This is a genomic window from Shewanella sp. 1311 (genome assembly GCF_059338235.1).
In genome coordinates this window covers 1,490,302-1,504,134 of sequence record NZ_CM181686.1, presented here as the reverse complement: position 1 = coordinate 1,504,134, position 13,833 = coordinate 1,490,302, and the positions used below count along the sequence as shown (strand labels likewise).

Genomic DNA, 13,833 nt, shown 5'->3' with positions numbered 1-13,833 from the left:
GTTCAGGTATAAAAGCTATGCCTGTCCGGCCTTTTGTGCTTGGCTTGGCAGTCAAAGCTGCTGATAAAGCAACGTAATGTGCTCTAAAACCAATTTATAGGTTTGAGAGTCTATAAAGATAGGCATTTAAACCTGCTGAAGTTTGACTGGCTAGTAGGAATAAAGACGCTGTAAGATTTAATCAGGAAGCTACAAGCATACTATTAAATTCGTGGGGGCTCTCAGACTCTAATCCCACTTATTTATGCCCCAAAAGATCACTTTAGGTAAGAAAAAGCCCCAACAGAATGAGGCTGTTAGCACAAAGTGTTATGCTTGTCCTGAAAGAAAGAGATATTTAAAGTACAGTACTAATATTCATCAAGATTATGAGTACATACTATTTAGTTATTAACTAGTTTTGTTCATCGGACAATTGCGGGCATCATGATTCCGGCCATTACAAATGCTACATCGTCTAGCATCAGGGCAAGTTTGAGCATTATGTCCAGACTTGCCACAAACTGAACACCTATTAACATTTGGACAATTTCGCGCAGTGTGATTACCTGCACCACAATTACTACAAGACAAAAGAGTACTCCTCAAATAGTTTTATCGATTCATTTGCATGTGGGTACGTAATTCATCTTCAGTGTAGCCACGATTTAACAACTCTCTCCTTGCCGCACCAGCTTTTAATGGGGAATGTTTAAAATCTCGCACCATAATGTTTTTTAGTGAGCTATCTGATTCACCTTGCATCTGTTCTTTATATTCATTAGCACGCTGACCTGCTGCTTTAGCTTCACTTGCTACTGCACTACCAGCTTTCATTGCTAGATCACCAACGGATTTCCAAAAACTCATGCTTTGCTCCTTTTTAAGCGTTTATGTTTTTAGTAAAAATCAATGTACGATAACTAACACTATAGAGGGAATTGTTTTGATACTCGCTCCATGAGTTTGATGCATATTTTTTAAAGGTTTTAATCCCATATATTAATGGGAAATACAATCTCTTACCGTATAGAGAAATAACATACTCGATTTTAAAGTATTAGTAAATAAATCCCCACAATAAGAAAAAGAAAGGATATATATGGTCACCTCGGGTTTAGCAAGGTCAATGTCCTACTTTGAGTAGTGTTCAAATTTCTGTGTCATTTCTTTAAGCTATACCAAAAATTTGATTAAACAACTTAAAAGAAGAACAGGCAGATTTCTTTTGAGACTAACAGCTAAGACTGCAACTACAGGAGTTCGCTTTTCCCTGCGAAGTTGTCGAAATATGGAGATAGTTCTTAGTTGTTTGGGTGGGGCCGTGGCGACATCATGGATGATGGCGCAGGCTCGGGGACACATGGATGTGCCATCTAAGCCGTTAGGCTATTTTTGTTGGAGTATGAGACTACTAACTAATGCATGTAACTTCGCTAGGGTGAGTGCTGCGTAGCAGCGTTTCGAACGAGAGCCTGGGATGGCGAACTGGCAGTTAGACATGGACGTTGTTCGCCGCGGGATTTCCAAAAGGGGAACAGGCGCTTTTTCCCTTTTGGTAGGGTGTGGGGTGAAGCCCCACGACTTTGATGTAGATTTTGATTTAAAAATCCAAACGAAGTTTGGAAATGGGGTATGCGTGAGCCATCAATTATAATCAATGGCTCCTTTGAGATGTGTACTGGCTTAATCCATCATTTTGGCGTCACATTCCGGTACGCTTATCGCAGGTATCAACGTTCTGAGGAGTACAAAACGTAACAGGTGTGTAGATTGTTTCTTCATACTTTTGTTTTGTGACAATTTTATAAAGCGTCAAAATTGCCTGTCTTCCCATTTCATATGGATTTTGGCCCACATTGACATGAGCAAGACCATCTTTCAGCATAGTTAACTGCTCTGGAGATGTATCGGTAATAATAATGACGATTTCTTTGTTATTAATTTTTTCTTGGTATGGAGTAATCATTTCACGATAGAGCGCATCATTATTTTGCGCCCAACCACCAACTGCGATAAAAGAGTCTGCTTTCACAGGCTTACCTTTCATTACTGATTCCATTTGTTTAACGGCTTGACTAAGCTGATCAAAGTTAAACAAAGGTTCTCTAACTTCTGTCCAGCCTAAATCGCCATCGAGTAATTCGCCAGGAGGAGCATCGTATTTTTTTCCTGATAAGGCGGAGCGTACACCCATAAGTCTTAAATTCAGATTGGGAGAATCTGGCCGCCCAGAATGCATTATTAACGTTCCGCCATTTGGCCGTAGTTTTTTTAACTGTTCACCCAATGACTTACCCAGTTCAAAATTGTCTGTGCCTATATAAGCTAGGCGTAAATTCTTAGGTTCTTCTTTGATAGAAGCATCAAAATCAGAGTCATAAGTAACAACCGGAATTCCGGCTTCTTTGGCTCTTTTTAGGCTATTTTCAACGAGGTATTTAGATTGTGTAACAGCGACAGCGATACCATCGATACCTTCATCAATCAGTTGATTTATTACCTGATCTTGCAATCTAACACTGCTAATTTCAGGTCCTCGATATACACATTCTACGCCTTCTATTTGTGCAGCAGCATCTATACAGCCCGTTTTGCTTTGATCAAAAAAAACACTATAAAATTTTGGCACTACGGCAAATTTCAGTTCTTTTCCATAGACTGATGTTATTAGTAATTGGCTTAATGCAATGAACAACAAAAATAATCTGATCACACTTCCTCCTAAAAAATAATCAGACAGCAACTTAACGCTTTACAATCGAATGTAGCAAAGGAATAGATTTAAAGATATGAGATACATCCGTGTTATTGAACATTATTGTTCAGAATCAGTAGTTCACAATACAATGGCGAACAGGCAGTTAGACATGGAGGTTGTTCGTCAAGGGAGCATCTAAGGAGGATAGGACGAGCAGTCCTCCTTGGTCGATTCTCTAATAAAAATCAGGGGTGAAGCCCCACGACGTTGATTTTGATTTGGATTTAAAAATTCAAACGAAGTTTGGAAATGGGGTATGCGTGAGCCATCAATTATAATCAATGGCTCTTTTGAGAGGTTACTCTTCTGGAACAGTAAATGCGGCTTCGGCTTTCTCTAACTCTTGCTCGGTTTTAAGCTGAAACGCTTGCTGCTTTTTAAGTTTGGCTTCTTCTTCAAGTGCGGCTTCTCTTTGTTTAAATTCGTGCCTCTCTGGTTTAGTCAGAAACTTAAACGCGAGCTTGTTGCCCAGCACGTAGGCGACCACGTCTTCGCCTTTTGTGCGGCGTTCATCGACACGTTGTGAAAAACGGGCGTTATCGCGGGCTTTACGTTCTTCGGCATTTAACTTACTCATAATCTGTTCTCCTCATTTAGTTAATCACGGTAGTGTTCCACTACGTTCAGTTAAACAAATGAGTTGTGTTGCACATTCATAAAGCTGATTGGGCGGGATTCTACCATAAGCGCTCACGAAAGCTGTGGGATTAAAATCTACCATCCCATCACCTGCGTTAACTTTGCGCACATAAGAAAGATGCGGCTGGAGTCTCTTTTAAGATACACCACGAACACCGAAGCCACCGGAATTAGCCTATTCCTGCGAACTGGCCGTTAGATATGGACCTTGTCGGCAAGGGAGAGCCAAGAGCGGATTACAGTTGAGCCTCTCTTGGTCGACTCTTGATTTAACATCTGGGGGGGAAGCCCCACGACTTTGATGTCGATTTTGATTTGATATTCGGTTTAGCAAATTCAAACGAAGTTTAAAACTAGACTTTCTTAACGGCGTAACGTAAATGCCGTAGCAGTATTGTTGCAAACAGTACCGTGGTAAAGAGTACCGTCGCAAACTGTACCAAGGCTTGCGTAAAAGCCGAAACAACATTGGTATTCACTGCCAACTCTCAGTAAACTTTCGCTCCCATGTTTTGATCCGGTGCTGTGATGACCTTTCCCGAGCTTTCTTCTTCCCCTGAGTCGTTAACTTTTGCTGAGCTTGGCTTAAATTCGGCGTTACTTAAGGCTTTGCCTGCAAGTCTTAAACATCCGACAAAGGTGCAGCAATTGGCGATTCCGGCCATTCTTGCGGGACGGGATTTGTTAGCCTTAGCACAAACCGGTAGCGGGAAAACCTTAGCTTTTGGTTTGCCACTTCTACAACAACTTTTGTTGCAACAGCAAACACAGTTGCAGGGTGCCAAGTCGGTGCAGGCCCTAAATGCTCTGGCGTTAGTGCTGGTGCCTACGCGGGAATTAGCGCTGCAAGTGACTGAAGCGTTGCAAGCGGTGGCAAGTCCGTTATCGGCTTCGTTGAACATTCAGCTTCTGTGTGGTGGCGTCCCCTTGGAAGACCAATTAGTAGAACTTGCAACCAAGCCGCAGGTATTAGTGGCAACCCCTGGGCGTTTACTGGATTTATGCAAACAGTCCCACGTCAGCCTCGATTCGATAAAACATCTCGTGCTGGATGAAGCTGACCGCCTGCTGGAAATGGGATTTTGGCCCGATGTGCAAAAGCTGATGGCGTTCATGCCTAAACTTAAGCAAACCTCGTTGTTTTCTGCCACTTTGCCCGAGGCGTTGGATACATTAGCGGGCAAGCTGCTGGTGAATGAGCCGTTACGGGTCGAAGCCCACAAAGTGAATTCAGTGGCTGCTGAAATCGAAGAACAACTCTATTTAGTCAACAAGGGCAGTAAAGCACAGGCACTGATTGCGCTGTTAAAACAATATCAATGGCCGCAGGTGCTGGTGTTTATCAGCGCCCGTGATGATGCCGATGCCGTCGCTAAACGGCTCGCCAAAGCGGGGATGAAAGTCGCCGCGCTGCACGGTGAAAAAGATCAAGCCGTGCGCAGCCAAACCTTGGCCGACTTTAAAGCTAATCGCATTCAAGTATTAGTGGCGACTGACTTGATGGCGCGCGGCATTCATGTCGATGCTTTGCCAGTCGTTATCAATTTGGATTTGCCCATGAGTGCGCCTGTGTACGTGCACCGCATTGGCCGCACCGCGCGCGCTGGCGAAAAAGGGCTGGCGATTTCCCTCGTGTGCCACGGTGAAATGGCGACCTTAACGGCGATCCGCAGTTTGACTGCGCGGGAGTTACCGCTGGCATTATTGGCTGACTTTCCAGTAACGGATAAGCCGAGTGAAAATACCAGCGATGGCACCGCAGATAGCAAGGTTGAGCGTAAGCGACCACCGCGGGATAAACAGGCGAATCGCCGTAGCATCAATAAGCACAGCGCCAAAGAGTTTAAAGGTAAGCGCTGAGCTTGAAGCTATTCATAGCGTTCAAGCTTGGCGTGCCATAATCACTAAACAGATAACAGAATAAAGCGCATTGGCTGCTGTTAACGCTTTCGCTCTGGGTGTAACTTAGTGACTTATTTACATTAAGGAGCTAAGTTATGGCATCGACATTGGCGTTAAGCAAAGCACTTCATAAAGTGGTGAGTAACGGTTTAACGACCGAGCACTTTGTACTTAGGCCATTCCAGCGAGCGGATCTCGAGGCCTTTACCGCCTATCGAGCCGACCCTAAGGTCGCTAAATATCAAAGCTGGACGGATTACCGCTATAGCGATGCAGTCGCGCTGTTCGACAATATGGATTACGCACAATTTGGTGCGGCGGATACGTGGTTTCAACTTGCGATTGTCACTGCCACGTCGGGAGCAACACCGACCGCGCTCGTTGGCGATCTGGCGCTGCACTTTATTGATGAGCAGCAGGTGGAAATCGGCTTTACGATTGCGCCTGAGCATCAAGGTAAACAGGTTGCTTTTGAGGCGGTCAACGCATTGCTGGATTACCTCTTTATTGAATTACATAAGCATCGCGTTATTGCGATCACAGACGCACAAAATCTTGCCAGCTGTCGCTTACTCGAAAAACTCCATTTTAGGCGCGAAGCCCATTATGTGAAAAACATCTTCTTTAAAGGCGCGTGGGGCGATGAGTATCTCTACGCTTTGTTAAAAGAAGAGTATTAATAAACTAAGGCAAAAACAAAACCGCATAAAAGAATAACGGCACAAAGGTAGCTAATGCGTTTTTCATTTCGGGTAAATTGACTAAGCCTTGGATCATCTTGTGTAGAGAGAAAGCCATGTTGTAGTGACTCGTGAATGTAGGCACTTCTGGCTGTTCTGAGTCGGGTTTTCATCGGATTCGCCGAAGCTTTATGCCATTCTTCTGGATAATACTTTTCAACGTGGCGCTGGATGTTAGCAAAATTTTTAAATTGAACGACTAACAGAATAGTTATACATAGGTTCGCTATTACGATGAAATACATGATGGTAAAGAGTTTATTTAATAAAGACAGATAGCTAACTTAATCTAATACAGGCTTAAAAATCTAGCCGTAACGGTTTAGGTCGTTAAAGTCCGACTTTTGCATGAGCCATATATGAGCCATTGACCTGCGGGTTTTGTACTTGGTGTAGAGTATGAAGCCAAGCAGAATGCTCAATCCCATTTTGCTTATCTTGTCTATCTCAGTAAAATCTTTCCATTAGTTGAGCCTTTGTTGGCTCAAGGATCTTCACGTCCGTCATGGGATTTAAGGAGTGCCACATGAAATCAATGCGTTTAGGCTTAGTGGGTTTGGTGGTCGGGCTCGGATTATCGGCCTGCGCGACCACGCAATCGCCAACGGGGCGGGGGCAGACTTTGCTCTTTTCAGCGGCGCAGATGCAGCAGATGGGTGATGCTTCTTTTGAAGAGATGAAAAAGCAGCAAAAGGTGAGTAGCGATAAAAAGCTGACGCAATACGTGAATTGTGTCGCTAATCGGGTGACGGCAGTGCTGCCGGATCAAACCCAGCGCTGGGATGTCGTCTTGTTTGACTCTGAACAAGTTAACGCCTTTGCACTGCCGGGCGGCCACATTGGTGTCTATAGCGGCTTACTTAAGGTCGCCAATGGTCCTGATCAGCTTGCCACTGTGCTCGGTCACGAAGTGGCGCACGTGTTGGCGCAACATGGTAACGAGCAGGTTTCTCGCGGACAGTTAACGGGCGTCGGTATGCAAATAGCCGATGCGGCGTTGGGGGCGAGTGGTGTGTCGAATCGCGACTTATATATGTCGGCCTTGGGACTCGGTGCTCAGGTTGGGGTGATTCTGCCCTTTGGCCGCGCTCAAGAGAGCGAGGCCGATGTGATGGGCTTAGAGCTGATGGCGCGAGCCGGTTTCGATCCGGCGCAAAGTGTGACCTTATGGCAGAACATGTCGAAGGTGGGCGGCAGTCAAGGGCCAGAATTATTATCGACTCATCCATCGAACAGTAATCGCATCGCTCAGTTGCAACAACTGCAAGGGCAGATGCAGCCACTCTATGCCAGTGCTAAAACCCAAGTGAAGAACCAATGTGTGGCGCCGAAATAAGCTGCACGCTGCATAGCGAAGTGCCACTTAGCTGAGTGTTAGCGGTTGTTTTCTGGCCGATATGCGTCCTTAGCCTATTTACGCTTTTGGATAAATACGCAATAAGTGTGTAAAAAAGCCGCCTTAGTTAAATAAGCAGTCAGTTTATCAGCATAGATGGCGGAACTATGGTAAACTGGCGCGCAAAATTCCACTGATAAATTGAGAGTCGTTAATTATGTCTGATAAATTCAGTACTGTTGAACAGCAAGCAAGCTACGGTGTAGGCCGTCAAATGGGTGAGCAACTGGCCGCCAATTCTTTTGATGGTGTGGATATTCCAGCCGTTCAAGCGGGTTTAGCCGATGCGTTTGCCGGTTTAGAAAGTGCTGTGTCTATGCAAGATCTGCAAGTTGCTTTCACTGAAATCAGCGGTCGTATTCAAGCTGCTCAAGAGCAAGCTGCTGCAGCTGCGTCTGCTGAAGGCGATGCGTTCTTAGCTGAAAATGCTAAGCGTGATGGCGTGACTGTGACTGACTCTGGTCTGCAGTTCGAAGTATTAGTCCAAGGTGACGGTGCTACTCCAACTTACGAAGATACAGTGCGTACTCACTACCATGGTTCTTTCATCAATGGTGATGTGTTCGATAGCTCTGTAGTTCGTGGCCAACCCGCTGAGTTCCCAGTATCTGGCGTTATCGCTGGCTGGACTGAAGCACTGCAACTGATGCCAGTAGGCACTAAGTTGAAATTATTTGTTCCACATCACCTAGCTTACGGTGAGCGTGGCGCGGGGGCATCGATTCCTCCTTATTCAACTTTGGTATTCGAAGTTGAATTATTAGATATCATCTAATATTGATAAAACGCCTAAGCCTGTCTTAGGCGTTTTCTTATGGAAGACAAAGAAAGATTGAGGAGATTGAAATGAGTGGACAAGTGAGAGTGGCAATCGTCGGTGCCGGTGGTCGTATGGGACGCACTCTTATTGAAGCGGCTTACAATCACGACCATATATTGCTGGGTGCCGCTATTGAGCGCGCTGGTTCTAGTTTAGTGGGCGTGGATGCGGGTGAGCTAGCTGGTGTGGGTAAATTAAAGGTCATGATCATGGATTCGCTGGATTACGCGACCGATGATTTTGATGTCTTGATTGATTTCACTGCGCCAGACGCCAGTATTGTCCATTTAGATTGGTGTGTGCGCCATAAGAAAGCCATGGTGATTGGCACAACCGGTTTCAATCATGCTCAAAAAGAACAGATCAATGCTTTTGCCGAGCAAACGCCGGTAGTGATGGCGCCGAATATGTCTGTGGGTGTCAACCTGATGTGGAAATTGCTCGAACTGGCTGCCGAAGTCATGGGTGATTACACCGATATCGAAATTATCGAAGGTCACCACAGACACAAAAAAGATGCGCCGTCGGGCACTGCCCTGAAAATGGGTGAAGTGATTGCTAAGACCTTAGGTCGCGATCTTGAGAAATGTGCCGTGTATGGCCGCGAAGGGATCACGGGTGAACGCGATCGTGAAACCATAGGTTTTGCGACTATTCGTGCCGGTGACTTAGTCGGTGAACATACGGCCATGTTTGCCGATATCGGTGAGCGTTTAGAGATCACCCATAAAGCCTCGAGTCGTATGACCTTTGCTAACGGCGCTATGCGCGCCGCCCACTGGCTAGTGGAGCAAAAACCGGGCTTGTATGATATGCAGCAGGTTTTAGGTTTGCATTAATATTAAAAACGCCGATATGGCGTTTTTTTTTGCACCCAGATACCAATGGGTGGACGGTTTCGTGTTTTTCCTGTAAACTCGCTGGAATTTGTCAAAATTTCGTAAATTAGCGGAAATTGGTATCTTAACATAACATAAAAACATTATATTTCAGTGGCTTGGCTCTTTATGGAGGTCGCGTTGACAAAGTCTGCCTTACTCGTACTCGAAGATGGAACTGTATTCTCTGGCACAGCAATTGGTGCCGATGGTCTCTCTGTTGGTGAAGTTGTTTTTAACACTTCCATGACAGGTTACCAAGAAATTTTAACTGATCCATCCTACTCACGCCAGATTGTAACATTAACCTACCCACACATAGGCAACACTGGTACCAATGATGAAGATGTTGAATCCGATGGGGTTCACGCTTGTGGTCTTATCATTCGTGATCTTCCGCTCATCGCAAGTAGTTTCCGCAATCAACAAAGCTTAAGTGATTATCTCAAAGCGAATAATGTCGTTGGCATAGCAGATATCGATACCCGCAAGTTAACTCGTATTCTCCGTGAAAAAGGTGCACAAGCCGGTTGTATTATGGCTGGTGCAGACTTAGACGAAGCAAAAGCGCTCGCCGCTGCCAAAGCCTTCCCCGGTTTAAAAGGCATGGATCTCGCTAAAGAAGTCACAACTAAAGCTGCCTATCCATGGCGCAAAGGTAGTTGGCGTTTAGTGGGCGGTTTACCTGCAGATACGCCAGCAAATGAGCTTAAATACAAAGTAGTAGCCTACGACTACGGCGTTAAGCAAAACATTCTGCGTATGTTAGTGGACCGCGGTTGCGACGTCACCGTAGTGCCAGCTAAAACCTCTGCCGCCGACGTGCTGGCGATGAATCCCGATGGTGTGTTCCTTTCGAACGGCCCTGGCGATCCAGAACCATGCGATTACGCGATTGAAGCGATTCAACAGATCCTGAAAACTGACACACCGATTTTTGGTATCTGTTTAGGTCATCAGTTGTTGGCTCTGGCCTCAGGTGCAAAAACCTTAAAGATGAAGTTTGGTCACCACGGTGCAAACCACCCAGTGAGCAACATCGAGAAAGGTAACGTGATGATCACCAGCCAAAACCACGGTTTTGCTGCCGATGAAACCACGCTACCCGCCAACATTAAGGTGACGCATAAGTCGCTGTTTGATGGTTCACTGCAAGGTATCCATCTTACGGACAAACCTGCGTTCAGCTTCCAAGGTCACCCTGAAGCGAGCCCAGGCCCGAACGATGCCGCCCCGCTGTTCGATCACTTTATCGAGCTAATCGACATATACCGTCAGAACGCCAAGTAGTACGCTAGCTAGGAGAAGAGAGAAGCAATGCCAAAACGTACAGATATAAAGAGTATTCTTATCCTAGGCGCCGGCCCAATCGTGATTGGTCAGGCATGTGAATTTGACTATTCTGGCGCACAGGCGTGTAAAGCGCTGCGTGAAGAAGGCTACCGTGTCATTCTGGTGAACTCTAACCCTGCCACCATTATGACTGACCCAGAAATGGCCGATGCTACTTATATCGAGCCGATTCACTGGGAAGTGGTCCGTAATATTATTGCTAAAGAACGCCCAGATGCGATTCTGCCAACCATGGGCGGCCAAACCGCACTGAACTGCGCATTAGAACTCGAAGCTAAAGGCGTACTGAAAGAATTTAACGTCGAGATGATTGGCGCGACCGCCGATGCCATCGATAAAGCTGAAGACCGTAGCCGCTTTGATAAAGCGATGAAAAGTATCGGTCTTGACTGTCCACGTGCGGGCATTGCCCACAACATGGAAGAAGCTTACGGCGTACTCGATCAAGTGGGTTTCCCTTGTATTATCCGTCCATCCTTTACTATGGGTGGCTCGGGCGGCGGTATCGCCTACAACAAGGAAGAGTTCGAAGAGATCTGTTCACAGGGCTTAGAGTTATCGCCAACAAGTGAACTGCTGATCGACGAATCACTGATCGGTTGGAAAGAATACGAGATGGAAGTGGTACGTGACCGCAACGATAACTGCATTATCGTCTGTGCCATCGAAAACTTCGATCCTATGGGTGTACACACTGGCGACTCTATTACCGTTGCGCCAGCGCAAACCCTGACTGACAAAGAATACCAAATCATGCGTAACGCCTCTATGGCCGTACTGCGTGAGATTGGTGTTGAGACAGGCGGTTCGAACGTACAGTTTGGTATCAACCCGAAAGATGGCCGTATGGTTATCATCGAGATGAACCCACGTGTATCGCGCTCTTCAGCATTGGCATCAAAGGCAACAGGTTTCCCGATTGCGAAAATCGCCGCTAAGTTAGCGGTTGGTTTCACCCTTGATGAGCTGATGAACGACATCACTGGCGGTCGCACGCCAGCGTCATTCGAGCCTGCTATCGATTACGTTGTGACTAAAGTGCCACGCTTTAACTTTGAAAAGTTTGCTGGCGCCAATGATCGCTTAACCACACAGATGAAGTCTGTGGGTGAAGTGATGGCGATTGGCCGTACTTTCCAAGAGTCACTGCAAAAAGCTTTACGTGGTTTAGAGGTTAGCCGTAACGGTTTGGACCCTATCACTGACATGTCTAAGCCTGAAGCGATGGCGCGTATTCGCCTTGAACTGAAAGAGCCTGGTTGCGACCGTATTTGGTACATAGCCGATGCGATGCGTGCGGGGCTGAGCTTAGATGAGATCTTTAAGCTGACCAATATCGACCCTTGGTTCCTCGTGCAAATCGAAGAGCTGGTTCAGCTTGAAGGCGTATTAGCTGACGCGGGTCTGGCGGGTCTGGATATCGACTTACTGCGCAAACTGAAACGTAAAGGTTTTGCTGATGCGCGTCTGGCCGATGTATTAGGTGTGAACGAAGCCGAACTGCGTAAGCTGCGTGATAAGTTCGACCTGCACCCAGTCTACAAGCGTGTGGATACTTGTGCGGCAGAGTTTGCAACAGACACAGCTTACATGTACTCAACGTACGAAGAAGAATGTGAAGCTAACCCATCGACCCGTGACAAAATCATGGTGTTAGGTGGCGGGCCAAACCGTATCGGTCAAGGTATCGAGTTCGATTATTGCTGTGTGCACGCGGCGTTAGCGCTACGTGAAGACGGTTATGAAACCATCATGGTGAACTGTAACCCTGAAACCGTTTCAACCGACTACGACACTTCAGACCGTCTGTACTTCGAACCCGTCACACTGGAAGACGTACTAGAAATCGTCCGTATCGAGAAGCCAAAAGGCGTTATCGTGCAGTACGGTGGCCAAACGCCATTGAAATTGGCCCGAGCCTTAGAAGCCGCTGGCGTACCTGTCATTGGTACTAGCCCAGATGCAATCGACCGCGCCGAAGACCGTGAGCGTTTCCAGCAAGCGATTCAACGCTTAGAGATGAAGCAGCCTGAAAATGATACCGTGACTACGGTTGAAGGTGCAGTGATTGCCGCTGAGCGTATCGGTTATCCGCTAGTTGTGCGTCCATCCTATGTACTGGGCGGCCGCGCGATGGAAATCGTCTACGACAAGCAAGATTTGCTGCGTTACTTCAACGAAGCCGTCAGCGTATCGAATGCGTCGCCAGTACTGCTCGATCGCTTCTTAGATGATGCGATTGAAGTGGATATTGATGCAGTATGTGACGGTGAAATCGTGGTAATTGGCGCGATTATGGAGCATATCGAACAAGCGGGTGTTCACTCAGGTGACTCAGGTTGTTCGCTGCCGCCATACACGCTAAGCCAAGAAATCCAAGATCGCATGCGCGTTCAAGTCGGCAAGTTGGCGATGGAACTCGGTGTTGTCGGCCTGATGAACGTACAGTTTGCCGTGAAAGATAACGAAATCTATATGATTGAAGTTAACCCACGTGCTGCCCGTACTGTGCCATTTGTGTCTAAAGCAACGGGTGTGCCTTTAGCTAAGATTGCCGCGCGTGTGATGGCGGGTCAAAGCTTAACGTCGCAAAACTTCACTAAAGAAGTGATCCCACCTTTCTACTCAGTGAAAGAAGTGGTATTGCCATTTAACAAGTTCCCGGGTGTTGACCCACTGTTAGGCCCAGAAATGCGCTCTACCGGTGAAGTCATGGGCGTGGGCGATACGTTCGCCGAAGCCTATGCCAAGGCGCAGTTAGGGGCCACTTCTGAAGTGCCTAAGTCGGGTCGTGCATTATTGTCTGTGCGTAACAGCGATAAGAAACGCGTTGCCGATTTAGCGGCTAAGTTAATCGAGCTCGGTTACCAAATCGATGCCACTCACGGTACTGCGATTATCCTTGGCGAAGCGGGTATCAACCCACGTCTAGTGAACAAGGTACACGAAGGTCGTCCACACATTCTCGATCGCATCAAGAATGGTGAATACACTTATATCGTGAACACTACCGAAGGTCGCCAAGCGATTGAAGATTCTCGTCAATTGCGCCGCGGTGCACTGCGTTACAAAGTTAACTACACGACGACCATGAACGCTGCATTCGCCACTTGTATGGCCCATGCCGCTGATGACCGTACTAACGTGACGTCAGTACAAGAACTGCATTTACGCGTACTGGCTAAATAAGCCACAGCGTTAATGCCGTGAATTAGAGGGCCGCATAACTTAGGTTATGCGGCCTTATTATTTAGGCCCGTGTCTGTTTTTCTAAGTTAATGAGTCTGTTTTATCGAATTATTGGGTCTATTTTATTTAGCCTGTTTTATTGAGTTGTGCAGTTTGTTTTGAGTATGACTTCACTC

11 protein-coding genes are annotated in these 13,833 nt (G+C 46.6%); 7 read left to right on the top strand and 4 right to left on the bottom strand.

Annotated elements, in window-relative coordinates:
- Window positions 1–594: 594 nt before the first annotated feature.
- The 4 genes from AC5YB3_RS06940 to AC5YB3_RS06925 form a co-directional block, all read right to left on the bottom strand.
- Window positions 595–849, bottom strand: a complete 255-nt coding sequence (locus tag AC5YB3_RS06940) for a hypothetical protein (RefSeq protein ID WP_203432103.1) — start codon at window positions 847–849, stop codon at window positions 595–597.
- An 835-nt stretch (window positions 850–1,684) separates the two neighbouring features.
- Entirely contained in the window at window positions 1,685–2,695 is a 1,011-nt protein-coding gene (locus AC5YB3_RS06935) for a sugar-binding protein (RefSeq protein WP_494526835.1), read from the bottom strand.
- Window positions 2,696–3,038: 343 nt separating this feature from the next.
- Window positions 3,039–3,317, bottom strand: a complete 279-nt coding sequence (locus tag AC5YB3_RS06930; protein WP_006082790.1) for a hypothetical protein — start codon at window positions 3,315–3,317, stop codon at window positions 3,039–3,041.
- A 415-nt stretch (window positions 3,318–3,732) separates the two neighbouring features.
- Window positions 3,733–3,858, bottom strand: coding sequence for a hypothetical protein (locus AC5YB3_RS06925; protein WP_311987123.1), 126 nt, complete (start codon window positions 3,856–3,858; stop codon window positions 3,733–3,735).
- 49 nt (window positions 3,859–3,907) lie between these two features.
- On the opposite strand from AC5YB3_RS06925, the gene AC5YB3_RS06920 reads away from it, so the two are divergent.
- The 7 genes from AC5YB3_RS06920 (at window position 3,908) to carB (ending at window position 13,657) form a co-directional block, all read left to right on the top strand.
- Entirely contained in the window at window positions 3,908–5,239 is a 1,332-nt protein-coding gene (locus AC5YB3_RS06920) for a DEAD/DEAH box helicase (RefSeq protein ID WP_494526834.1), read from the top strand.
- Window positions 5,240–5,376: 137 nt separating this feature from the next.
- Complete coding sequence (locus AC5YB3_RS06915) at window positions 5,377–5,961, top strand: GNAT family N-acetyltransferase (RefSeq protein ID WP_494526833.1); 585 nt, start codon at window positions 5,377–5,379, stop codon at window positions 5,959–5,961.
- Between the two features lie 586 nt (window positions 5,962–6,547).
- Entirely contained in the window at window positions 6,548–7,357 is an 810-nt protein-coding gene (locus tag AC5YB3_RS06910) for a M48 family metallopeptidase (protein ID WP_494526832.1), read from the top strand.
- Between the two features lie 217 nt (window positions 7,358–7,574).
- Window positions 7,575–8,192: a BamJ family beta-barrel-assembly machinery protein gene (bamJ, locus tag AC5YB3_RS06905; protein ID WP_006083907.1), complete on the top strand. Its 618-nt coding sequence runs from the start codon at window positions 7,575–7,577 to the stop codon at window positions 8,190–8,192.
- A gap of 71 nt (window positions 8,193–8,263) precedes the next feature.
- Window positions 8,264–9,076, top strand: a complete 813-nt coding sequence (gene dapB, locus AC5YB3_RS06900; RefSeq protein WP_006082785.1) for a 4-hydroxy-tetrahydrodipicolinate reductase — start codon at window positions 8,264–8,266, stop codon at window positions 9,074–9,076.
- A gap of 168 nt (window positions 9,077–9,244) precedes the next feature.
- Window positions 9,245–10,405 carry a glutamine-hydrolyzing carbamoyl-phosphate synthase small subunit gene (carA, locus tag AC5YB3_RS06895; RefSeq protein WP_126492600.1) on the top strand — a complete coding sequence of 387 codons (1,161 nt, stop codon included), beginning with the start codon at window positions 9,245–9,247 and terminating at the stop codon, window positions 10,403–10,405.
- 27 nt (window positions 10,406–10,432) lie between these two features.
- Window positions 10,433–13,657, top strand: coding sequence for a carbamoyl-phosphate synthase large subunit (carB, locus tag AC5YB3_RS06890; RefSeq protein WP_494526831.1), 3,225 nt, complete (start codon window positions 10,433–10,435; stop codon window positions 13,655–13,657).
- Window positions 13,658–13,833 lie beyond the last annotated feature (176 nt).